The sequence below is a fragment of the Saccharopolyspora thermophila genome (assembly GCF_014646075.1).
Lineage (GTDB): Bacteria > Actinomycetota > Actinomycetes > Mycobacteriales > Pseudonocardiaceae > Saccharopolyspora > Saccharopolyspora thermophila.
This window is the reverse complement of record NZ_BMMT01000008.1, coordinates 1-21027: the sequence shown is the minus strand read 5'-3', so window position 1 is coordinate 21027 and position 21027 is coordinate 1. Positions and strand designations below refer to the sequence as shown.

Sequence of the window (21027 nt, the reverse complement as noted above, 5' to 3'; positions counted from 1 at the left end):
GGCGGGTCAGGACGACGCGCGCCGGGCGCGCCAGGAGCGGACCGCCCGCACCAGGCGCCGCCCCAGGGTGGCGAAGATGAGCGTGATGCCCGCCCACGGCAGCACCAGCAGGAACATCCGCAGGACGTGAACCGCGGTGGCGGCGGCGTCACCGGCGCGGGCTGCGCCACCGGCGCTGTGCCAGTGCAGGATGAGCGCGTCCCACACGACGGGCAGCACCTGCGGGGCGATGATGAGGAAGAAGACCAGCCAGTACGCCTGGAAAGGGATGACCAGCAGCACCCAGATCGTGATCACCCGCCGAACCCACGGCTTGAGCTCGCGGACGCGCGGGTGCGGGGGCCGCCCCGGCAGGAGACTGCGCAGCACCGGTCCCATCCGGTCGAACAGGTCCGGCACCCCCACCAGGTCGCTGAGCACGTAGTAGCCGTCAAGCCGGATCGACGGCAGGAACTGCCAGATCGTCGTGGCCTGCCACGCCAGGGCCGCGGCCAGCAACCACGGCTGCCCGCTGGCCGCGTACGCGGCGATCAACGCCAGCAGCGCCAGCACGTTGAAGTAGATGCCGCCGAGGTCGGTGCGCAGGCGGCCGATCCGGTCCAGCCGGTAGGAGTCGGTGACCGTGCTGTACATGGCGGGCCACACCAGGTAGATGCCCACCCCCATCGCCCCGGGGCGCGCACCTCCGTAGCGGCAGGCGGCGACGTGGCCGCACTCGTGGAACGCCCCGGCCACGACCAGCACGCCCAGCACCAGCAGGATCTGCTCCGGGCGCTGCAGCAGCGCCTGCGCGCCGGCGATGGCCTGGTCGACGACGTCGTGCGCGGCCAGCCAGAGCTGGGTCAGGACGAACGCGGCCAGCGAGACGACCACGACCGGCGGCCAGAACAGGGGTTGGAAGACGCGGGCGATGACCGAGACGACCCGCTCGGGGACCAGCGCGACCCGGAACCGCAACGCCAGCAACCGGTCCCGGCCCTTCGGAAACGCGACGGCGACCTGGCCGGAGGCGGGGTCGTCGGCCAGGATTCCCGCGCGGCGCAACCGCTCCTCGACCAGGAAGAACACCTGCCCGGCGGTGATGTCGCGCCCGTACTCGCCGCTGAGGCGCTCGGCGAACCGCTCGTAGCTGCTGCGCCCGTCGAGTCCGGCCGCGATCCGGTACAGCAGCGGGGTGAGCTGCAGGATCTGGCCGTCAGCGCGCCGGGCCAGGTATGGCGCTTCTCGGTACCCCGAACCCTGGTACCGGCCGATCAGCTCGGTGCCCGGCGCGAGTGCGGGCACCGTGCGGTGCACGATCTCCTCGTCCGCCGGGGGTGTTCCGGCCTGGTCGCGGGCAGCGGCCACGATCACTCCTGGAACGCTCGGGGGTCGGCGGGCGCGGCGTCGACAACCGCCGCCCCCCCCGACCGGTGGGCTGCACTAAGCGGCGTCAGCTCGCGTTTCCGCCGCCGGCACCGCCGATGCCGGCACCGCCGATGCCGTTGCCGCCGATGCCGTCGCCGCCGTCACCGCCGTCACCACCGTCGCCGCCGCTGCCACCGTCGCCACCGTCGCCACCGTTACCGCCGCCCTGGCCACCGCCGGTGCCGCCACCGGTGCCGCCCGCGCCGCCGGTGACATCGCCGGTGGCCGTGACATCGGCGTTGCCGTACACGTCGGTGTGCGAGTAGACGTACGGGTAGTCCATGGGCAGGACGACGAGTTCCTCGCCGTTCCAGGGCAACCAGAACGTCGACATGACCGTGCGCGCCGGCAGGAACGCCACGCGCTGGTCCGCCAGTTCGGCGGAGCTCAGCGACCGCCGGATTTCTGACATCTGCTACTCCTTAGCAATCGTTGGGAAACAGCCGGGCAGAAATCCGGACTCGGCCACTCCTGTGGACCGGCTCGAGCTGCACGTTGCTGGCGCACGAGGCCGAACCTAGGAGGACCGGGCCCGGGATGCACTTCAAATCACCCCGCCGGGCAAGATCGGCGCCCGCACGGAGTCGACTGTGGACTATTGGTCGCGGCGAGCGCTCTCGGCACCCGTACCGATGTGGCCACCGGCGCCGCCCGCGCCGCCGGTGCCGCCGTGGTTCGCCCTGCCGTTCATGCCGCCGAGCCCGAGGAGGCCGGGGGTTCCCCCGCCACCGCTGCCGTCGCCACCGGTACCGCCGTCGCCACCGTCACCGCCGGTGCCCTCGATGATGTGGACGGTGGACGTGCCGCCGTCGCGGGACAGGATTCGGCCGGTGTTGGCGACTCCGCCGTCACCGCCGGTCCCCCCGGTGCCGCCGGTGCCCTCCGATTCGCGGGCACCGGCGCGGACGGCGGTGGCGGGGCTGTTGCCCCCACCGTCGCCGCCGCGACCGCCCCTGCCGCCCCGACCACCGCGAATGGTGATCTCGTCGGTGCCAATGCTGGTGATCGTGCCGGTGGGGCCGTTGCCGACGCCGCCGCGACCGTTGCGGCGCTCCGCACCGCCGCCGCCGTTGCCGCCCTTGCCGCCGTCGCCGCTGCGGCTGAACGCGGTGCCGTCGCCGCCGCGCCCGCCGTTGCCGCCGTCACCGCTGTCGCCGCCGACGAGGATGACCGTGTTGTTGCCCTCACCGGGGTTGATCTGGCCGAGGTTCCCGGTCCCGCCGTCTCCGGCGTTGCCGCCGTTGCCGCCGCGCGCGTCGGCGGGGTTGGTACTGCCCGGGCCCCCGTCACCGCCGTCACCGCCGTTGCCGCCCGCGCCACCGGTGATCTTGATGGTGTCGTCGCCGGGCCCGGCGTTGAGCACGCCGGTGCGTGCCACGCCGGGACCGCCGGTGCCACCGGCTCCGCCCGTGCCGGCGCTGCCACCCGCCCGCGCGGTCGGACCGGGCGCGCCCGGCGTTCCGGCGGTGCCTGCGGTGCTCGCGCCGTCGGCGCCGCCCTTCTTCCCGTCGCTGCTGCGGTCTCCGCTGCGCGGGCTGAGGTGGCCGTTTCCGCCCTTACCGCCGTGGCCGCCCGCGCGGCCGGTGATGATGATCGTGTCGTCACCGGCTCCGGCGTTGAGGGTGCCCGCAAGCGCACCGTTCAGCACGATCCGGTCGTCGCCGGGGGTACCGTCGAGCGTCATCCCGGCCGGGACGCCACGGCTGCACATGATGTCGTCGCCGGAACCGTTGAAGCTGCGGGTGCAGGTGGGCGGCGCGGCGTGGGCGCTGTGAACCGGGAGGAGGCTGAACGTGATGGCGAGGACTGCGGCGCCGGGCAGCGGCCAGCGGTGCCGTTCCCACCGCGGGGTGGCGGCGGCCTGGTCGCCGCCGGAGAGGGCCGCGCCCAGGACTCCCGCGGCAACGGCCCGATGTGGACGGTTACGCATCGATGTTTTCTCCTCACCCAGGGTGATGGGACTGGGCCAAACAGCCGCCGAGCTTAGGCCAGATGATCCAGAAAGCGGGGATCTTGGCGGTGGTGTCGGGCGAATCGGGGCCGACCGTCACCCGGTACCGCTAACGGGGGCCGCGCCCGGCGCGCCGGGACGCCACGTCTCGACCGGTCCAGCCTCCGGGCTTGGATCCGGCCGGGGTCGCCGACGGCGACGCGGCAGGCTCCCGAGAATTACGGAACTTCGCATTATCACAACAACTCGATTTCTCACCCACAAACATCGGCACGCTGCCATCCCACCGCGGTGACTGTCGCGAACAGGCGGCGCAGTGCCGAACGGATTCGCGAGCCAAGCTGCTCACCGACAGTCCTGCCTGGTCAAAACCCGTGCGCGCACCCCGCAAAATCAACTGGGGGATGAATTGCACTCGCTGTCACCCGAAGCGGCGAAATTGCTTTCGAACACTTTCGGGCTGCGCTGCACTGACGCTTCTCCTACCCTCCGTGCTGATGCCAACGAATCTGGGGTGTTGGAAATAGGGGATCTGGGGGTTGCGACCTTGTTCGGGCATCGATCTCCGCATGGATTCCGAGCCCAATCGACGAGGGAGGACCAAGTGTTCGAAGGCACTCGAGGTGTGAGCTCGGCGGAGCTCGACGACCAGCGCGTGGAGTTCCTGCCCACGCGCACGGTCATGTCGGCGTTCCCGTTCGGACATGGCTGGGACTGGGGCTGGGGGCCCATCGTGATCAACGGCGGCGACGGCGGTGACGGCGGCGGCACCGGCGGCGGCCAGGGCGGCGGCTCCGGCGGCGACGGCGGCGGTGGCGGCGACGCCAACGGCTTCGGGTCGCTCGCCGGTCACGGCGGCGACGGCGGCCACGGCGGTCCGGGCATCGGCGGCGATGGCTGGGGCGGCGGCGGCATCGGCGGGCACGGCGGCGGCAACGTCTGGTAACTCGCGCTGAGCGGGCGGCGGGTCCGGCACCGGTGCGGACCCGCCGCCCGACGCTGTGTCCGGCTCACCGGTGCACCATCCACATCGTCTGCGGCACCTTCCCGAGGCCGGCCGCGCACCCTCTCAATGTGTCCACTGTAGATGAAATCGTTGCATTTCCTGCCATCACCGCCGGGGGCGAGCACCCAGGTCCCGCACCCGCGGGATCCGCCGCGTCGGGATCGACGCCAGCGGTCACCTCCGAATGGGTGGATCGACGCTGGTTCATGATGACCGGAGGAGGTCCGATCATGGAGCAGCAGGTGCTGGCGGGTTTCGCGCGGTCGTCGTTCAGCTACGCCGGTCTCGTGCACGACGTCTACCGGGCCGGCGCGGGGCCCGCGGTGATCGTCATTCACGAGATGCCCGGGGTGCACCCAGGCGTCGTAGCGTTCGCACGGCGTCTGGTCGACGCCGGTTACACCGTGTACCTGCCGTCGCTGGTGGGTCGCCCGGGTGAACCACACAGCAGCGCCGCGATCCGCCGTTCGGTGGCTCGGGCGTGCGTCGCGCGGGAGTTCGCGATGCTGACCGATCGCACCAGCGGGGTGGTGACCTGGCTCCGGGCACTGGCCGCTCGAGCGTTCGCCGAGTGCGGCGGGGTCGGTGTGGTCGGCATGTGCTTCAGCGGCGGTTTCGCCCTGGCCACCGCGCTCGAACCGGCCGTCGTCGCGGCCGTGGTGAGCCAACCGGCGCTGCCCGCGCCGATCGGACGCCGCAGACGTGCCGCCCTCGGGCTCGCCCCGGACGACCAGCGCCGGATCCAGCAGCGCGCGCAGGATGACGGCTTGTGCGTGCTCGGGCTGCGGTTCACCCGCGACCGGCAGTCGCCCCCGGAGCGGTTCGAGACGCTGCGCCGGACACTGGGCACGGCGTTCGAGAGCATCGAGATCGACTCGTCACCCGGCAATCCCCACGGCATCCCGGAGAACGCGCACTCGGTGCTGACGGTCGACCTCGTCGACGAACCAGGCCACCCCACCCGGGATGCCCTGGACCGGGTCATGGCGCTCTTCGCGGAACGGCTCGGGCCGCGACCCGCGAGGAGCGCGGACGCATCCTGAGCCCCCGCCGCAGGAATCTGTCCAGGTAGCGATGAGTTCTGCCGGGGTGTGCGGTCCACCCAGGTGCACGTCAGGCTCCAGCGGAACAGGAGGCGAGCGGTGTCGGCTGACCAAGAGCAGATCCGAGCCCTGATCGAGGAGGTGGGCCGCGGCGGTGCGCGCCCGCGACCTGAACGGCGTCCTCGCGGATCACGCCGACGACATCGTGATGTTCGACGTGCCACCACCCCACGACGGCGTCCACGGCGTCGACGCCTACCGCGAGACGTGGCCGCCGTTCTTTGAGTGGCAGGCGCGAGAGGCGGATCGTTCGAGATCGTGTCGCTGGACATCACCGCCGGCGCCGACGTCGCCTTCGCCCACGCCCTGCTGCGTTGCGGAACACCGGAGGATTTGGCCCGCAACCCCGAGCAGCGACTCCGGCTCACCCTCGGACTGCGCAAGGAACAGGGTCGCTGGGTCATCGCCCACGAGCACCACTCCTTCCCGTACGAGGACGCTGCACCGGAAGCGGCGGCCGAGGAAGTGCGCCGGATTCACCAGCAGTGGTTCGACCGGACGGCGGCCAAGGACCTGGACGGGCTGATGGAGTACATCGCCGACGACGTGGTCTCCTACGAGCACGAAGAACGCCTGGAGCACGTCGGCGGGAGCGAGGTCCGCGAGGTCTGCCGGGCCGGCCTGGAAGCGTCGGTTGGACCGGTCGACTGGCAGGTGCCGGACCTGCACATCCTGGTCCGTGACGACCTCGCCGCCACGTGGGGCCTCAACCGGATGCGAGCCCAGCAGCCGGACGGCCGGACCATCGAGAGCTGGTCCCGGGGAACGCGGATCTTCCAGCGCAGGAACGGCAGGTGGACGATGGTCCACCAGCACGTCTCCTACCCCTGCGACCCGGCAACCGGCCAGGCCATCACCGACCTTCGCTGACCGCCTCGGGCAGCTCGTGGTGCTCCGCCCCGGCCCCGTCACCGCGAAAAGTGGGACACCACGCGTTGTCGAGGCAACCCCACTACCACCCGGGACAGCTTGCGGACCCGTCTGCCCATCGAAAGCCGATGAACCCGGCCTCGTGACCAGCTTTGTCCTTTGTAGACACAAAGGCGCCGCCGACCGAGCCGGCAGGCGGCACCGATCCGCTGGCGGACTCAGACGCGGAGCCCGCGCTTGCGGTGGAAGATCACGCGGTAGATGGCCAACAGGATCAGGGACCCGACCACCGCCCACACGAAGCTCATCAGGTTGAACCCGGTGACTCCCTCGCCACCGGCCAGCGCGGTGCTCACCCAGCCGCCGAGCAGGCCACCGGCGATGCCGATCAGGATGGTCAGGATGATCCCGCCCGGGTCCTTGCCCGGGAGGATGAACTTGGCGATCACGCCGGCGATGAGTCCGAACAAGATCCAGCTGAGAATGCCCATCGCGGGTCTCCTTACGCCGACTGCGTGGATACCGGATCGACTACCCGGTCCGGCACCGGACCATGCATCACCGCGACGTCACCGCGACACCACCCGCCGATGCGCAGGCGGGCCCGCGCCCGGGTACCCGAGGGACGCGCACGAAAGGAGACGGTCACATGAGGGTTTCCCGACTTCGCAGGCAGTCCAGGTGTCCGGTCTGCCGCCACCGCACGCCGCTGGGCACGCGGGGGTACTCGGTCAGGCTGGGGCCGTGGGAATGGACCTTGCGCTGGCGGCGCACCAGGCGGACGACCACCAGGCGGTTCCGTGCCCGCTGACCTCGCAGTACGACGCCGGGTCTCTCCTACCCGTCCCGAGGCAGAAGAGGGCCGAGGGGGCCGAGGTCCAGGTTCAGCTCCGCTTCGGTGAAGCCGAAGTGGTCCCGCAGCTCGGCCATCGCCTGCTCCAGCTCCATGAGGGCCAGGCCAAGGTCCTCGACCTGCTCCTCGGCGAGCGTGCCGCTCTCCACGCGGCGCAGCGCCTGGCGCTCCATGAGCTGGCGCACGAGTTCCACGATGGTCAGCACCAGGCGCACCAGGTCGCGGCGCACCGACTCGGCATCGGCGTCGACGCGGCGCGGCAGCCTGCCCGCGCGGCGCGGTTCGCCCGGCTCAGCCATCGGTGACCTCCCAGTCCCGGACATCGGGGTCCGACTCCTGGATCGAGGTGATGATCGCGCGCAGCGACACCTGCACCAGGTCCACGCCGGCCAGCGAGATCGTCACGTCGCCGGTCACCACGACGCCACCGGCCAGCAGCCGGTCCAGCAGGTCCACCAGGGCGATCTCGCGCACCTCGCCGACCGGGTCGAGCGCTCGCTGGGTCACCTCGGCGGTCACGGCGTTCCCTCCCGCTCCGGTTCCCGGACGACCGCGAACGAGTAGGGCGGCCACGGCCCGGTCAGCTCGATGCGCAGGCCCGTGCCGCGCTCGGCCGCGTCCCGCACCGCGGCGGTGAACTCCTCGGCCACCTGATCGGCGACGAGGTAGGCGGCGTTGAGCACCATTCGGCCCTCGTACCCGGCGAGCTGGCGGTTCTGCGGCGGGTGGGTGCGGGTGGCGTCGGCGAGCTCGGCCAGTTCGGCGTGCAGGTCCCCGGCCAGTTCCAGGGCGGCGTGTTCGGCGTTGACCCGGCTCTCCCGGCGTTCCCGCAGCTGGCGCAGGTAGGCGGAGCCCGGTCCCTCGGCCGCTGCGGAATCGTGTCCCCCACCGGACCGCAGCGCGGGATCGTCCAGGTCCGCGAAGATCTTCACGCCCCACTCCGCGCGACCGGAGATCCGGTCGAGCACCTCGGTGAATGCCTCGGCCCGTTCGGTCAGCGCGGCGCGCACCCCGTCGTCGTCGAAGTAGACCGCCGCCAGCCCCAGCGGCGCCACGGGCACGATGGCCGCTGCCGCGGCGACGACGCGGTTGTGCGCCCGTGCGGTGCGCTCCAGCCACGCCAGGTCCTCCAGGTTCTCCCGGAGACCCTGTTCGCCGAACTCCGCAGCGTCGACAGAACCGGCGAGCGCCGCGAGGTCTCCGCAGCGCACGAGCCGGACCGGAGCCCCGGCGATGCCCTCGACGTCCAGCTGCGGATCGTGGGCCGGGTTGCGCACGACCCCGTAGACGTAGGTCACCGACTCACTCACGGTCCCGCTCCTCGATGTCCTCGTCCGCGTCCTCGCCCGGCCCGACGGCCTCCGGCGATCCGCTGGCCTCCAGTTCCCGCACGCGGGCGCGCAGGCGCCGGTTCTCCTCGGCGAGGCGCCCGCGGCGACCCGACGACAGCGACGGGTCGTGCTCCCACCAGTCGATGCCCATCTCGCGCGCCCGGTCCACGGAGGCCACCACGAGGCGCAACTTGATGGTGAGCAGCTCGATGTCGAGCAGGTTGATCTGGATGTCGCCGGCGATGACGATGCCCTTGTCCAGCACCCGTTCCAGGATGTCCGCGAGGTTCGCGGACTCCTGTCTGGCGGGTGCCGCCTGCTGCTGCCCGTACCAGGCAGGTGCCCGCGCCCGTCCGCCGTATGCGTGCCCTTGATCGGTCATCCCTCGTCGCTCCGGCCTCGTCCTCGCGCGTAGCGGTCGATCCTCCGGTACGACAGCAGGTCCCCGTCCTCGTCCAGCTGCACCTCGTACACGGCCAGGATGTCCATGGTGTCGGGGACGCGATGCGTTTCGACGACCTCGACGTGCACCAGCCACCCCTCGTCGGACCGCTGCAGGGAGGTGACCCCCTCGGCGTCCTTGCCGGTCATCTCCGCCACGTGCCGCACCGCCATGCGGGCGGCCTGCGGCGCCTTCAGCGCGGGTGGTGCGCTGCGGGGCCGGTCGTCATCCTCGGCGGGTCGCCGCGGACGCGCATGGGCCTCGTCCCCGTCGGGCTCCCGCGCCCGGGGGCGCCTCGGACGTTCCGCCGGCGCACCGCGGCGGTCGTCGTCCCGCGCTGTGGCCACTGGTCACATCTCCTCGGTCGGCCGCTGTTGCGCCTCGTAGATGCGTCCGAGCAGCTGCCGCTGGAGCTCGTCGCGCTGCTCGTCGGTGAGTTCCCCGGCGGCGTGCGCGTCGTCGACCTCCGCCAGCTGCTGCCGGATCACGGCCGGGTTGTAGTACTCCTGCTCGGCCTGCTGCTTCAGCTGCCTGGCCACCCAGACCGCGCCACGCACCGGCGCCATCGGGAGGGTGAGCAGTCCGGTGATGAGCCCCATGTCAGCCCTCCGGCACGAAGTCGTAGGGCGCCAGCGGCCCCACCTGGCGCAGCTGGATGCGTCCGCGCCAGTGCTCGGCGAGTTCGTCCACGACGTGCTCGAACTGGTCCTGCCGCTCGCGTTCGACCAGGCAGGCCACGTCGAGTGCCTCCTCCTCACCGACCACCTCGTGCGGGGCGGTGGCGACGACGGCCGACGACACGGCGTCGGCCAGGTGCGCCGCGTCGGCCTGCCGCTTCGCCGCCACGGCTGCGCTCACCACTTCGCCCAGCCGCAAACGTTCGTCGTACCCGGCGTCCTCCGGCAGGTTCCGCAGCCGCTCGCGCAGCGCCCCCACCTCGGGTTCCTCGGTGACGATCTCGCGCAGGTGCGCCGAATCGACGTAGCGGCCCCGCAGCACGAACTGCACCGTGCCCTCGAGCTCGTCGAGCGTGGACTCGAAGAACTCCCGGTTGGGCGCCAGCAGTTCGCCGGTTACCGCGTCCTCGCCGGCCACCACCCCGCCGAAACGCATCGGCAGCACGGTGGTGTGCTCCGCGACGGTGTCGAGGACCCGCTCGTGGGCGAACAGGTCGTCCGGTGTGCCCAGCGGCCGGGTCAGGTGGATGTCGCTGACCAACGCGGCCAGCCCCTCGTGCGACACCAGGCGGACCGCCGCGTCCTCGTCGCCGACCGCTCCGAGGTCGCCCGGCAGTTCCCCGGGCTCCCGGATGACGCCGTACACGTAGACCCCGCGGTCACCCACGGGCGCTTCCGCCAGCACCTCTTCGCCGCGTTCCGCATGCGTGGTCATCGGTCGTCACGTCCCCGGCCGCCCGGTTCGCGCCGGCGGGCGGGTTGGCGCTCCCGGTCGCTGTCCCGGAACTCGTCGTACTTGTCCTTGGCCGCGTCGATCACGCCCTTGGTCTTGCTCTCGACGCCGCCCTGCTGCATGCCCTCCATCAGCTCGGGCAGGTCCTTGCCGCCCTTGGCCTCCAGGTCCAGCCGGTTGGTCGCCTCGGCGAACCGCAGGTAGGTGTCCACACCGGCCACCACGACGCGGGCGTCGACGGTGACCACCTCGATGCCGACCAGGGAGACCCGGACGAACGCGTCGATCACCAGGCCCTTGTCCAGGATCTGCCCCACCACGTCAGCGAGGGTGCTGGCCGACGCCCGCTGTACCTGCGAGCCGCCGCCCTGGGTGCTCGCGACAGTCATCTGTCACCTCCTGCGCCGGACCGCACCCGTTCGCGCCGACGGGTGTCGCGCTCGCCGGACTCCTCCTCGTCCGGCTCGTAGTCCTCGCCTCCGCCGTAGTCCTCGTACTCGTCCTCGTAGCCGCGCTCGTCCTCGTCTCGCTCCTCGGAGCCGTACTCCTCACCCTGTTCCTCGGTGGCGTACTCCTCCTCGTCGCGCAGGGCGTCCTCGTGGCTGCGGACGACCTCGGCGTCGCGGATCTCGCCGCGCCAGCCCTCGATCTTGTCCTGCTCGAGGATCGTGCGGGTCATCATGTGTCGCTTGATGTGCCGCAGGTCCGAGCGGACGCGGCGGCCCTGGGCCCGCCAGAGGTTCCCGGTCTTTTCGAAGAAGCCCTTCGGGCGGTACTCGATGACCAGCAGAACGCGCGTCATGTTCGGCGCCAGCTCGTGGAAGGTGACGCTGCCGTCCACGGTTCCCTTGGCGGCCTTGGAGGTCCACACGATCCGCTCGTCGGGAACCTGCTCGACGATGGTGGCCTCCCAGTCCCGGTGGGACAGGAAGATCTGCGCCTTCCAGAGGAGCTTCTCATCGCTCTCCTGCTCCACGCTGTTGACCTTCCTGGTCCAGCTGGGGAACTCCTCGAACTGCGTCCACTGGTCGTAGACGACGCGGAGCGGCAGCCCGACGTCGATGTGCTCGACGATGTTGACCACGTTGGCGCGCTTCTTGCCGCCGCCGGCCTTCCCGCCACCGAGCAACCCGGCCGCCTTGTCCTTGACCTTGTTGAGCCCGCCGCCGACCGCTGACTTGAGCACGGCTCCTCCGATCCCGCCCCCGCCGGTCACCGCCGACAGGAGGCCCTTCCCGCCGTTTCCGGCAGATTCGGTCAATCGCTCCGCGACGCCCTCCAACCGATTGGTGAGCGAACCGGCCGCCCGATCGGCGAGCGCGGTCGCCACGTTGAACACGCCCTTCTTGAGCTCGTCCATCGGGAGCTCGTTCAGCAGCGTCCCGACGCCGGGGGAACGCTCGCCCTGCTCAGCCATCTCCGCCACCCCCGCTCGATTCGGGTGCCCTGGCGGGGTGCCGCGGCCTGGGCCGCTGCTCCCGCGCTTGCTCGGTCCGGCCGCCGGAGGCGCGCGACGTCGCCTTCCCGGCCGTGGACCTGGCCCGCGCCGCGCCACCGCGGGCGCGTTCCTCGCCGCGGCCTTCGTCCGATCGTGTACCCCGTTCTTCGCCGCGCTCCTCGGCGGGTTCCTCACTGCGGGAGTGCGGGATACGCAGGCTGGCGGCCCGTCTGTTCAGCCCCTCGCCCAGTTCGTCGATCTTGGTGGTGGCCGCGGACATGACGGCGGTGCGGGCTGCCTCCACGAGGTGCTTGCGCACGTCCCCGGTCAGCTTGCTGAGTTCCGGGGAGGCTTCGACGAGCTTGCTGCCCTGCGCCAGAAGTCCCCCGGGACCGGTCCTGAAGCGCCGCCCGGCCAGCATGCCGCCGAGCGCGATCGCCAGCTTCATCTTGCGGGTGCGCCCGAGGGCGTAGCCGATCGCCACGGCCATGGCGATCTGAGGTCCTCTTGCCATATCGACCTCCCGTGCGGAGTAATTCGGGCGTACCCCCGCCCGCGGCGGCCGACACCTCGTGACCTCTTCCGCCCCGGGCACCCGCTGTTCCGACGCGGCCTCACTGCCGGTCGGGGTCGGCGAAGGGGCTCACCTCCTGATGGGGCCACCGCGCTCCGCGGCGCACGAACGGACACTCCCGCTCTCCCCCCACGACCCAGTATGCGCGCCTGGACGCCCGGGGACGCACGGCCGAAAGTCACGGAGAAGCCTGTGCCGATGGGGGAAGAAAACCACTGACCGCGGCCCCGCCGGAGGACTACCGTGGCCCCATCGGCACAGCCCACTCGACAGGCACGAGGATGAGCACCGGACGAGATCCCCGCCCCGCAGACGCCCCGCTGGTGATCCGCGCGGAGATCCGCCTCACCGGGTTGCCCCGGGGTCTGACCAGGACCTGCCTGCGCGCCCTCGCGACGCTCACGCCGCTACTGCGCACCGCGCTGGAACGAGCCGCCGATGACCGGGCACCGGCGGCACGGCTGCAGGTGGAGTCCGAACGGGTCGACGTGCCCCGGCGGGACCCGCGCCGCCGCCCCCGGACCTAGCGACAGCGGCCACTCCGGGACCACCACAGTGGACGAATCTGCGGACTCCACTGTGGCCAGTGCTGTTTCCCTTGGTGGACCGGCCGGTCGGGGGTGGTGCGACCGGCCGGTTCCGCCGTCACGCCACTCCGGGGCTGCGGCGCAGCGCGCGGAGCCGGGTCACGCGGACCGTGCGGCTCCGCTCGATCGCCAGGGAGGTGACCACGACGCCGATCGCCGCCCACAGCAGCAGCGCGGCGATCGCACCACTGCCCGGGGCGGTCCCGGCGATGACCGCGTGCAGCGCGTCCTGGGCAGGTCCGACCGGCAGCACCGACTGCACCCGGCCCAACACCGCGGGCACCGCCGCGATGAAGCCGTTGGCCAGCACCACCAGTCCCACCAGCATGGCCGCGAACCGGCCGGTGCCGCCGAAGGCCGCCGCCAGCGCCTGGTTGACCGCGGTGAACGCCACCGCCGCGAGCACCAGCAGGCCCGTCGCGCCGAGCCACCGCCCAGGCGACAGATCCTGCGCGATCCCGACGACCGCGGCCACCAGGACGCCCTGCGCGATTGCGATCCCGGCGGGCAGGCGCAGCTGCTGCCACGCCAACCGGAACGACGAGCGGGTCGACTCCAGCGCCCGCTTCGGGCGGGCGCGCAGCACCAGGAACGCAACCACCGCACCGACCCACAGCGCCAGCACCGCGAACAGCGACGGGCCCGAGAAGCCGAACCCGAGCGCCGTGCCCCCGGCGGTGGTGACCGGGTCGGCAACCGCCTGAGCGAGCTTCTGCCGGTCGCCGTCCGGGTAGCTGGGCAGCTGCCGCACCGCCTGGTCCAGGCCCGAGGACAGCCGGCCCGTGCCGTCGTCGAGCTGCCGGGCGCCGTCGGCGACGCCGCGCACCCCGGCGGCGAGCTGGTCGGCTCCCTCGGCCAGCCGGGTGGCTCCGCCCCTGGTCTGCGACAGGCCGTCCGCCAGCCGCGTCGCACCGTCGTCGAGCTGGGCGGCGCCGGTGGCGAGCTGGTCGATGCCCGCGGCGAGCGCGGGTAGCCCGCCGCTGGATTCCTGGGTGCGTCCGGCCAGCGCGTCAAGGCCGGTGGAGACGCCGGTGCTGGCCTGCTGCAGCTGACCGGCCCCGTCGCTGAGCGCCTGCGCGGTGGCGGCCTGGATGGCGAGCTTGGTGCACATCGGCACCACACCGGGCGGGCACTGCCCGGACATCTCGGCGAGCTCGGCCGCCAGCTGCTTCAGGCCGCCGTTGAGCTGCCGCACGCCCTGCGCCTCCTGTGCGGAGACATCGGCCAACATCGAGGTCTGCTGGGGCAGCTGGGCGGTCTGCTCGCGCATCCGGGACAGGCCGTCGGACAACCGACGCGTGCCCTGCGCCAGCTGCGCGGCGCCACCGTCGAGCGCGCCGAGCCCGTCCGAGAGCGTCCGCGCCCCGGCCGCCAGCTGGTCGGCACCGGCGGAGAGCTGGTCGGTGCCGCCCGCGAGCTGCCGGGCGCCGTCAGCCAGGGACGTGGCGCCCTGCGACGCCTCCCCGAGGCGGTCGCCCAGCGTGTTGAACCCGACGTAGACGTTGTCCAGGTAGGTGGTGGTGAGCTGCTGGCCGAGCAGGTTCGCCGCCGTGGCGGTCACCACCCGGCTGATCGCCTCGTCCGCGAGGTGGCTGCGGTCGCCGGTGGTGACGTCGATCGTCGCCCGCGTGGCCTGCGCCGGGTCGCGGGAGAACGAGGTGGCCGCGGCCGAGAAGGTCTCCGGGATCGTGACCACGGCCGCGTAGGTGCCGTCCGCGAGACCTTCGGCCGCGGTCTGCTCGGTCGCGAACTCCCAGGTGTAGTTGCTCTCGATCTCGCCGCCGACCAGTTTCGCCGACAGCTGTCGGCCCAGCGGAACGAGCTGCCCGTTGACCTCGACGGGCTTGTCCTTGTTCACGACGGCGGCGCGGACGTCCTTCATCCGGTCCTCGGGGTCGCCCAACGACCAGATCAGCAGGCCCGCGATGGCCAGCGGCACGAGTAGCAGGCCGAGCAGGCGCAGCACGGGGAGCCGGGACCGGCCGTGCACCGATGTCTTCACGGGGATCGCCTCTGCTTTCCGGGTCGTTTCGGCGTTCACGACAGCCTCTGACCGACCGCGCCGGACAGGACGCGGGCTGGCGCGACTGCGTCGTCGCGCAGGTCGGTGGTGGTGGCGGCTTCTGCTGCGGGGAGGATGTCGCGCAGGTCCGCCAGGCCGGTGGTGCCCGCGATCGCGGTGCACCCGGCACCGGCGAGCAGGTCGCGGATCTCACGGCGCGCGCCGGGGTCGGAAACCCGGTCGGTGCGGTCGAGGACGAGCACGGCGGGGCGCTCGCCGAGCGCCCGCCGCACGGGCTCGACACCGCCGTCGCCCGCGTCGACGTAGGCCACCCGGGAGCGCACGGCCGCGGCCCGGGCGGGCAGGGCGTGGCCGAGGACCTTCAGCTTGCCGCGGTCCGGCTGCAACCGGCCGGACAACGTCAGCAGCAGCGCGCTGACCGCGGTCTCGTCCGCGCCGCGCACGACGTGCACGCCCTGCCGTGGCAGCAGGAACCCGACGTCGCGGTAGACCGGGCGACCGGTGTCCGGGTCGGCCAACCACAGTCCCTCGCAGGCGACCGCCTCGTCGGAGCCCGGCCGCGGCCAGTCCGCCAGCGCCAGCTCCTCGCGCAGGCTCTCGCCCTCGATGTCGAACGACGGCAGCGCGCGGTCGAGTTTGCGCGGCATCCACCACGCCCTCTCGCCCAGCAGCACCAGCACCGCCGGCACCAGGGTCATGCGCACCACGAACGCGTCGACGAACACGCCGACCGCCAGGCCGAACGCGATCGGTTTGAGGTTCGCGTCGCCTTCCGGGACAAACGCGACGAACACCGCGAACATGATCACCGCGGCGGCGGTGACAACCCGTGCCGAGGAGACGAACCCGGTGGTGACCGCGGCCCGCGCGTCGCGGGTGTGCACGTACTCCTCGCGCATCCGGGAGACCAGGAACACCTCGTAGTCCATGGCGAGTCCGAACAGGACCCCCATCAGCACGATCGGCATGAAGCTGATCACCGGCCCGGTGCGTTCCACGTTGAGCGCGTCGGCCAGCCAGCCGTCCTGGAACACCAGGGTCACCAGGCCCAGCGAGGCGCCGATGCTCAGCAGGTAGCCCAGGGTTGCCTTGACCGGCACCGCGACGGACCGGAACACCATGGTCAGCAACAACAGCGACAGGCCGACGACGACCACGCCGAACGGCAGCAGCGCCGCGCCCAGCTTGTCGGAGACGTCGATGCCGACGGCGGTGAAGCCGGTGACGGAGATGTCGATGCCGTAGGTGTCGTGGAAGTGCCCGTGCAGCGCGCGGATCTCGGCCACGAGCTGTTTGGTTTCCGCGGAGTCGGGTGCGCCTTCGGGGATCACCTGCACGATCCCGGTGTCGGCGGTGGGGTTCGGCGTGGCCAGCGGTACCTCGGCCACCCCGGGCAGCCGCTCGATCTCGCGCTTGAGGTCGTCCATCAGGCCCAGCGGGTCGGTGCTGGTGACGATGGTGGCGGTGACGATCAGCGGGCCGTTGAAACCGGGCGAGAAATGCTCGCTGACCAGGTCGTAGGTGACGCGCGCCGGGTCGTCCTCAGGCAGCGCCCCGGCGTCGGGCAGCGCGAGCCGCAACCCGGCCGCCGGGACGGTGGCGAGGCCGAGCACGGCGACCACGGCGAGCACGGTGACGGCGGGGAAGCGGGTCACCGCGCGCACCCAGCCGGTGAAGAACCGGGTGCCGACCGGTTCGCGGCGCGACCGCCTGGCGCGCTGCCGCGGTTGCAGCCGGTTCCCGGCGAAGCCCAGCAGGGCGGGCACCAGAGTGATCGAGACCAGCACGGCGATGCCGACCGCCACCGCGGCGGCCACGCCCATCGTGGTCAGAAACGGGATTCCGGCGACGCCGAGCCCGACCAGCGCGATGATCACGGTCAGCCCGGCGAAGATGACCGCCGAGCCCGCGGTGGCCACCGCCCGCGCCGCGGCCTCACGCGGCGGCGAGCCCGCGGCGAGCTCCTGCTGGTGGCGCGAAACGATGAACAGCGCGTAGTCGATCCCGACGGCCAGGCCGAGCATGAGGGCCAGCAGCGGCGTCGTCGCGGTGATCGGGCCGAGCGCGGTCGCGACGAAGATCAGTGCCATCGAGATGCCCACCCCGATGAGGGCGTTGACCAGCGGCATCCCGGCCGCCAGGAACGAGCCGAGGGTGATCACCAGGACCACCACCGCGATCACCAGCCCCAGCGCTTCCACGATGCTCAGGCCGGGGAAGTTCTGCGCGAACAGCGGGCCGCCGTGGCTGACCTGCGAGCCCGCGGGCAACCGCTGCTGCAGTCCGTGCGCGATCGCGGCGATGCGGTCCTTGGTGGCCTGGTCGATCGCGGTGGCGACGCCGTCGAGCTGGATCGTGATCAGACCGGCCCGGCCGTCGTCGCTGATCTGGCCACCGATGTCGGTCGCGTAGGGAGAAACGGTCTGCGCGACCTGCTCGATGCCGTCGAGTTCGCCGACGGCGCGCTCGACCTCGCGCCGCACGCCGGGATCGCGCACGCCACCCGGGACGACCACGACGAGCTGCGCGGACGCGCCGCTGGTCTGGGGGAAGGTCACCGACAGCCGGTCGAGCGCCTCCTGCGCCTCGGTGCCGGGGATGGTGACCGTGTTGTCCATGCCCTTGTTCAGCAGACCGGCGGCGCCACCGCCGACGGCCAGCACCAGCAGCCAGAGGGCGAGGACGGTCTTGCGGGCCGCGAAGGCTCTGCGGCCGAGTGAGTGGAGGAACGAGGACACGCCAGACTCCCGTCGCCAGCAGGTCGATGTCTCTGCCACGGACGACACGACCCGATACAGGACTGTATCCGATACGACACCGTATCCGATACAAGAGCGTATCGGGAATATGATGGCCGGGTGCCCACCGGGTACGGTGCGACGCCGGACCCGCCGGGCCCAGAGAGGACAGAGCGTGAGCAAGAGCAGAGCGGCTGCCGAGGCACCCAGCGGCGGCGGGCGGGAGACGGCGCGCCGGGCCAGGACCCGGGAACGGCTGCTGGACGCCGCCTACCGTCAGTTCTGCCAGCACGGCATCAACGGCGCATCGATCGAGGCGATCACCGACGACGCCGGGTTCACCCGCGGGGCCTTCTACTCCAACTTCGACAGCAAGGAGGAGCTGTTCCTGGCGCTCATCGAGCGGGAGAACCGCACCCGGCTGGAGACACTGCGCGAGCGGTTCGGCGAGGCGATCGCGCCGCTCGCGCGCGTCGAGGGCAAACCCGGCCCGGATGTCCTCGAGGAGGTGCTCGCCGACATCATCGCCTCCCAGCCGATGGACCAGCAGTGGTGCCTGCTGCACAGCGAATTCCTCCTGCTGGCGATGCGCAACCCCCAGGTGGCCCCGCGCTTCCTGGAGAGCGCCCGCGCCTTCCACCAGCAGCTCGCCGACCTGCTCGACACCGCGCTCGAATCGGTCGGGCTGCGCTTCGTGGTCGACACGGTCGACCTGACACAGATGGTGGTCAACCAGGCGGAAGCCGCGATCCAGGAGGCGATTCTCTCCGGCGCGGAGGACACCGACCGCGCCGCCCGGGACAGCATCATGCGCATCCTGCCGCCCCTGCTGCACAGCCTCACCGAACTCCGCGACCCGCCCACCGGCCCCTGACAGGAGTCCACACAGGACCGGCCGCACTCTCCCAACTCGCGTGGGTGAGCCCCGGGGGCCCGCGGAGACCGGCATTTCGGAACCTGGCGCCCACCGGCCTCCGCGGGACTTCCTCCCGCCGACCGGAGGGGGAGCCACCCGGCAGGAGGAGAACGCGGGCTCGCTCGCGTCGAGCCGCCCGAACGACAGCATCGCCGACTTTCCGCGCCGCCACCAGAAGCACACGGGCACGGCATCGCGCACTTCGGGGCAGCATCGGCACGCCACCGGGTGGCCGTGGCCCACGGCGCGGTCGGGATCGCAGATCCACCCGCTCGAGCGCACGCACCACGGCGGTGATCCCCCCGCCGCGAACCCCACCCAACTCACCGCAGGACGATTCCAGAGCACCGGAAACACACTGCTCATGAACAATCTTTATTAAACGCGAATGGCCGATCTCCCCTTTCACCCGAAAGAAGGGGCGCGGTTCGTGACGCACCCGCATAGACTCGGCAGCGTGCACCTGGTCCGCCCAAAGCATTGTGACCACGGTGTTTCACCCACGAACCGCGCCACGGGAACGGCGCGGAAAGTTCGATTAGCGGACTGCGAAACTGTTTCGCTGTCGGTTGAGTGGTGCTTCAGACCCCGCCGAGAAAGGAGAACAAGGGTATCCGCGGCGCACCCGAACCGTCTTTGGCGACAACACCGGCTCGCCATCGTCCGCTCAGCACGCAGGAGGAGCGATACTCTGTGTCGACTCGTGAAGTTGACGTGGAAGCCGAGGGCCCGGAACGGGAGGAAGCGAAAATCGACACCGGTGTGATCAGCACCTGTGAGAACAGGTGCGAGGTCGACATCACCATCGAGAAGACCGCCGTGTCCCAGGGCCATGACATCAGCTTCAGCGGCGATGGCACCTGGGACGGCAGGACCCTCAAACCCGGCGGCATCGTGACCATGACCATCACCGGCACCACGGACAGCACCGAAAGCGCCTTCGGCACGGTGAAGGTGAACGTGCAGGACACCAACAACACGCTGGCGACGCTGCACTGGCAATCCGACCGGGGGAGGAACCCGAACAACTGGACGCAGAGCAAGTTCGATGCCGAGGCCAAGGGCGATGTCGTGGTCAGCATGGCGAACTACGACAACGACGTCATCATCCCGAGCCTGAAGGACACGTCATACGGCGACACCTCGTCGATCGAACCACGGTACGAACTGTGGGCCTTCTACCGGTGGGCCCTCCACTCCAAGGCGCAGCCAGGCCCGCCGCCCCCGCCGCCGGAGCCGCAGGAGAAGCTCGAAACGCCGAAGCACACGTTCCAGGGGGACTTCGAGGAGGGCTGGGGCGAGCACAAGCGCCAGGTCTATTCGCACCGGGTCACCCTGAAAGCGGGCCAGAACGCCATCAGGACCTGGCAGTTCCGGTTCTTCCTGGCAGACGGCCTCCAGCTGCACAAGTCCTGGCTGGGCAAGGCGGAAACGCTGACGACGAACCAGGGCCGACTCGTCATCGTCCAGGGCACGGGCTACCTGGAGCCGGGCAAGGAACTGCCCATCGACCTCGAGATCGCGGCCAGGACCAAGAACGAGGAGGGCAAGAACCTCAAGGACCTCAACGGATTCCGGGTCGACTGACCCGAACCCGCGCCGCTCGGCCCACTCCGCGGCCGGGCCGCGCGGTCCCGCATCGAGCAGCGCCTCCCCCGCCCCCACCTTCGGAACCCGGCCGGACAACGCCTTCCGCATCGCTCGCCGCCCCCCTCTCCCCACGCGTGACGGACACCACGAAATATGCCCGTACCGGCTGATGTGCCGGTCTCGTACGAGCGAAACCCATGATCAGTTGCGCGTCGGTGGCACGCGATCAAGGCTGGTCGGATACGTTGATCGGCAGCCCGCTTCCGCCGGATAGCGGCTCCCCCACGAGAGAATACCTCGATATCATCCAAATCTCGATCTTTCCAAGCAGAAGGTGGAGCGCCGACCATGAGACGTTGGGAAGCAGACCCTTCCGCCTCGTTCTCACGACGGTTGGGCAAGTCGGCAGCCGAGCTCGACAAGACGGGCGGACGCACGGGCTGCCCCGACATCTGGGAACTCGACAACGGTGACATCGCGGTGATCGGGCGCGATCTCACCGAATCCTACGCTCCGCGGCTGCCTGACGGTGTGACGATCGCTCCGGACGAACGACTCGTCGTCATTCCGCACGTCATGATCGTCGCTGCCAAGGAAGACATCCCGGATGCTTGAGACGTGGTCGAACGGTTCGGGGGTGCCGCTCGGACTCGGCGACTACCAGGCTGACTACGAGGCCAGGTTCGCGGGTTCAGCCGGTCACGACTCATGGAAGCTGGAACGTCGACAGCACTTCCGCGAGCCGGGGAATCCCAGCTGGGAAGCGTTCGCCCGGCACGACTGGCCGG

24 protein-coding genes and 1 pseudogene are annotated in these 21027 nt (G+C 71.2%); 8 read left to right on the top strand and 17 right to left on the bottom strand.

Going from position 1 to position 21027, the window contains the following annotated elements; translation table 11 throughout:
- Positions 1-6: 6 nt before the first annotated feature.
- The 3 genes from IEY17_RS12780 to IEY17_RS25810 all read right to left on the bottom strand — a co-directional run bounded on the left by IEY17_RS12780 (position 7) and on the right by IEY17_RS25810 (position 3337).
- Positions 7-1347, bottom strand: coding sequence for a hypothetical protein (locus IEY17_RS12780; protein ID WP_188987593.1), 1341 nt, complete (start codon positions 1345-1347; stop codon positions 7-9).
- A gap of 85 nt (positions 1348-1432) precedes the next feature.
- On the bottom strand, positions 1433-1819 hold the full coding sequence (locus tag IEY17_RS12775; protein WP_188987592.1) for a hypothetical protein: 387 nt from the start codon (positions 1817-1819) through the stop codon (positions 1433-1435).
- Between the two features lie 183 nt (positions 1820-2002).
- Entirely contained in the window at positions 2003-3337 is a 1335-nt protein-coding gene (locus tag IEY17_RS25810; RefSeq protein ID WP_188987591.1) for a hypothetical protein, read from the bottom strand.
- A gap of 625 nt (positions 3338-3962) precedes the next feature.
- Between IEY17_RS25810 and IEY17_RS12765 the strand changes: the two genes are divergently transcribed.
- The 3 genes from IEY17_RS12765 to IEY17_RS12755 all read left to right on the top strand — a co-directional run bounded on the left by IEY17_RS12765 (position 3963) and on the right by IEY17_RS12755 (position 6337).
- On the top strand, positions 3963-4304 hold the full coding sequence (locus IEY17_RS12765; RefSeq protein ID WP_229680094.1) for a hypothetical protein: 342 nt from the start codon (positions 3963-3965) through the stop codon (positions 4302-4304).
- 290 nt (positions 4305-4594) lie between these two features.
- Positions 4595-5407, top strand: a complete 813-nt coding sequence (locus tag IEY17_RS12760; protein ID WP_229680093.1) for a dienelactone hydrolase family protein — start codon at positions 4595-4597, stop codon at positions 5405-5407.
- A gap of 285 nt (positions 5408-5692) precedes the next feature.
- Positions 5693-6337: a nuclear transport factor 2 family protein gene (locus IEY17_RS12755; RefSeq protein WP_229680092.1), complete on the top strand. Its 645-nt coding sequence runs from the start codon at positions 5693-5695 to the stop codon at positions 6335-6337.
- Positions 6338-6555: 218 nt separating this feature from the next.
- On the opposite strand, the gene IEY17_RS12750 is transcribed toward IEY17_RS12755, so the two are convergent.
- The 12 genes from IEY17_RS12750 to IEY17_RS12700 all read right to left on the bottom strand — a co-directional run bounded on the left by IEY17_RS12750 (position 6556) and on the right by IEY17_RS12700 (position 12325).
- Positions 6556-6828: a GlsB/YeaQ/YmgE family stress response membrane protein gene (locus IEY17_RS12750; RefSeq protein WP_188987589.1), complete on the bottom strand. Its 273-nt coding sequence runs from the start codon at positions 6826-6828 to the stop codon at positions 6556-6558.
- A 154-nt stretch (positions 6829-6982) separates the two neighbouring features.
- Complete coding sequence (locus IEY17_RS25375; RefSeq protein ID WP_229680091.1) at positions 6983-7126, bottom strand: hypothetical protein; 144 nt, start codon at positions 7124-7126, stop codon at positions 6983-6985.
- 48 nt (positions 7127-7174) lie between these two features.
- Positions 7175-7489, bottom strand: coding sequence for a gas vesicle protein K (locus IEY17_RS12745; RefSeq protein WP_188987588.1), 315 nt, complete (start codon positions 7487-7489; stop codon positions 7175-7177).
- On the bottom strand, positions 7482-7709 hold the full coding sequence (locus IEY17_RS12740; protein WP_188987587.1) for a gas vesicle protein: 228 nt from the start codon (positions 7707-7709) through the stop codon (positions 7482-7484). The genes IEY17_RS12745 and IEY17_RS12740 overlap by 8 nt, the downstream gene beginning before the upstream one ends.
- The gene (locus IEY17_RS12735; protein ID WP_188987586.1) at positions 7706-8500 is read right to left on the bottom strand and encodes a GvpL/GvpF family gas vesicle protein; all 795 of its coding nucleotides are present in this window, start codon (positions 8498-8500) and stop codon (positions 7706-7708) included. The genes IEY17_RS12740 and IEY17_RS12735 overlap by 4 nt, the downstream gene beginning before the upstream one ends.
- Positions 8493-8903: a gas vesicle protein gene (locus tag IEY17_RS12730; protein ID WP_188987585.1), complete on the bottom strand. Its 411-nt coding sequence runs from the start codon at positions 8901-8903 to the stop codon at positions 8493-8495. The genes IEY17_RS12735 and IEY17_RS12730 overlap by 8 nt, the downstream gene beginning before the upstream one ends.
- Positions 8900-9310, bottom strand: a complete 411-nt coding sequence (locus tag IEY17_RS12725; protein ID WP_188987584.1) for a gas vesicle protein GvpO — start codon at positions 9308-9310, stop codon at positions 8900-8902. Before IEY17_RS12725 ends, IEY17_RS12730 begins: the two co-directional genes overlap by 4 nt.
- A 3-nt stretch (positions 9311-9313) precedes the next feature.
- Positions 9314-9562, bottom strand: a complete 249-nt coding sequence (gene ccmI, locus IEY17_RS12720) for a c-type cytochrome biogenesis protein CcmI (RefSeq protein ID WP_188987583.1) — start codon at positions 9560-9562, stop codon at positions 9314-9316.
- 1 nt (position 9563) lies between these two features.
- Positions 9564-10355 (bottom strand): GvpL/GvpF family gas vesicle protein, encoded by a 792-nt coding sequence (locus tag IEY17_RS12715; RefSeq protein ID WP_188987582.1) that lies wholly within the window; start codon positions 10353-10355, stop codon positions 9564-9566.
- A complete protein-coding gene (gene gvpJ, locus IEY17_RS12710) occupies positions 10352-10762 on the bottom strand; it encodes a gas vesicle protein GvpJ (protein ID WP_188987581.1) in 411 nt (136 codons plus the stop codon). Before gvpJ ends, IEY17_RS12715 begins: the two co-directional genes overlap by 4 nt.
- Positions 10759-11790 (bottom strand): SRPBCC family protein, encoded by a 1032-nt coding sequence (locus tag IEY17_RS12705; RefSeq protein WP_188987580.1) that lies wholly within the window; start codon positions 11788-11790, stop codon positions 10759-10761. Before IEY17_RS12705 ends, gvpJ begins: the two co-directional genes overlap by 4 nt.
- On the bottom strand, positions 11783-12325 hold the full coding sequence (locus IEY17_RS12700; protein ID WP_188987579.1) for a hypothetical protein: 543 nt from the start codon (positions 12323-12325) through the stop codon (positions 11783-11785). The genes IEY17_RS12705 and IEY17_RS12700 overlap by 8 nt, the downstream gene beginning before the upstream one ends.
- Positions 12326-12666: 341 nt before the next feature.
- Between IEY17_RS12700 and IEY17_RS12695 the strand changes: the two genes are divergently transcribed.
- A complete protein-coding gene (locus tag IEY17_RS12695) occupies positions 12667-12912 on the top strand; it encodes a hypothetical protein (protein ID WP_188987578.1) in 246 nt (81 codons plus the stop codon).
- 118 nt (positions 12913-13030) lie between these two features.
- Here the strand turns inward: IEY17_RS12695 and IEY17_RS12690 are convergent, their stop codons facing one another.
- Complete coding sequence (locus IEY17_RS12690) at positions 13031-14974, bottom strand: YhgE/Pip family protein (protein ID WP_188987577.1); 1944 nt, start codon at positions 14972-14974, stop codon at positions 13031-13033.
- Positions 14975-15009: 35 nt separating this feature from the next.
- On the bottom strand, positions 15010-17733 hold the full coding sequence (locus IEY17_RS12685; RefSeq protein WP_188987576.1) for an efflux RND transporter permease subunit: 2724 nt from the start codon (positions 17731-17733) through the stop codon (positions 15010-15012).
- Between the two features lie 175 nt (positions 17734-17908).
- On the opposite strand from IEY17_RS12685, the gene IEY17_RS12680 reads away from it, so the two are divergent.
- From IEY17_RS12680 to IEY17_RS25370, 4 genes and pseudogenes are all read left to right on the top strand, one after another.
- Positions 17909-18607: a TetR/AcrR family transcriptional regulator gene (locus IEY17_RS12680; RefSeq protein ID WP_229680090.1), complete on the top strand. Its 699-nt coding sequence runs from the start codon at positions 17909-17911 to the stop codon at positions 18605-18607.
- A gap of 735 nt (positions 18608-19342) precedes the next feature.
- Positions 19343-20236: a hypothetical protein gene (locus IEY17_RS12675; protein ID WP_188987574.1), complete on the top strand. Its 894-nt coding sequence runs from the start codon at positions 19343-19345 to the stop codon at positions 20234-20236.
- A gap of 351 nt (positions 20237-20587) precedes the next feature.
- Positions 20588-20854, top strand: a complete 267-nt coding sequence (locus IEY17_RS12670; RefSeq protein ID WP_188987573.1) for a hypothetical protein — start codon at positions 20588-20590, stop codon at positions 20852-20854.
- A pseudogene (locus IEY17_RS25370) lies at positions 20847-21027 on the top strand (DUF6879 family protein); the annotation flags it as partial. The gene IEY17_RS12670 and the pseudogene IEY17_RS25370, both read left to right, overlap by 8 nt.

What these genes read in the sequence shown, in the direction of transcription:
- IEY17_RS12775 (WP_188987592.1), bottom strand. Translation starts at nt 1,819, where the DNA reads ATGTCAGAAATCCGGCGGTCGCTGAGCTCCGCCGAACTGGCGGACCAG.
- IEY17_RS25810 (WP_188987591.1), bottom strand. Translation starts at nt 3,337, where the DNA reads ATGCGTAACCGTCCACATCGGGCCGTTGCCGCGGGAGTCCTGGGCGCG.
- IEY17_RS12760 (WP_229680093.1), top strand. Translation starts at nt 4,595, where the DNA reads ATGGAGCAGCAGGTGCTGGCGGGTTTCGCGCGGTCGTCGTTCAGCTAC.
- IEY17_RS12750 (WP_188987589.1), bottom strand. Translation starts at nt 6,828, where the DNA reads ATGGGCATTCTCAGCTGGATCTTGTTCGGACTCATCGCCGGCGTGATC.
- IEY17_RS12745 (WP_188987588.1), bottom strand. Translation starts at nt 7,489, where the DNA reads ATGGCTGAGCCGGGCGAACCGCGCCGCGCGGGCAGGCTGCCGCGCCGC.
- IEY17_RS12730 (WP_188987585.1), bottom strand. Translation starts at nt 8,903, where the DNA reads ATGACCGATCAAGGGCACGCATACGGCGGACGGGCGCGGGCACCTGCC.
- ccmI (WP_188987583.1), bottom strand. Translation starts at nt 9,562, where the DNA reads ATGGGGCTCATCACCGGACTGCTCACCCTCCCGATGGCGCCGGTGCGT.
- IEY17_RS12715 (WP_188987582.1), bottom strand. Translation starts at nt 10,355, where the DNA reads ATGACCACGCATGCGGAACGCGGCGAAGAGGTGCTGGCGGAAGCGCCC.
- gvpJ (WP_188987581.1), bottom strand. Translation starts at nt 10,762, where the DNA reads ATGACTGTCGCGAGCACCCAGGGCGGCGGCTCGCAGGTACAGCGGGCG.
- IEY17_RS12705 (WP_188987580.1), bottom strand. Translation starts at nt 11,790, where the DNA reads ATGGCTGAGCAGGGCGAGCGTTCCCCCGGCGTCGGGACGCTGCTGAAC.
- IEY17_RS12700 (WP_188987579.1), bottom strand. Translation starts at nt 12,325, where the DNA reads ATGGCAAGAGGACCTCAGATCGCCATGGCCGTGGCGATCGGCTACGCC.
- IEY17_RS12695 (WP_188987578.1), top strand. Translation starts at nt 12,667, where the DNA reads ATGAGCACCGGACGAGATCCCCGCCCCGCAGACGCCCCGCTGGTGATC.
- IEY17_RS12670 (WP_188987573.1), top strand. Translation starts at nt 20,588, where the DNA reads ATGAGACGTTGGGAAGCAGACCCTTCCGCCTCGTTCTCACGACGGTTG.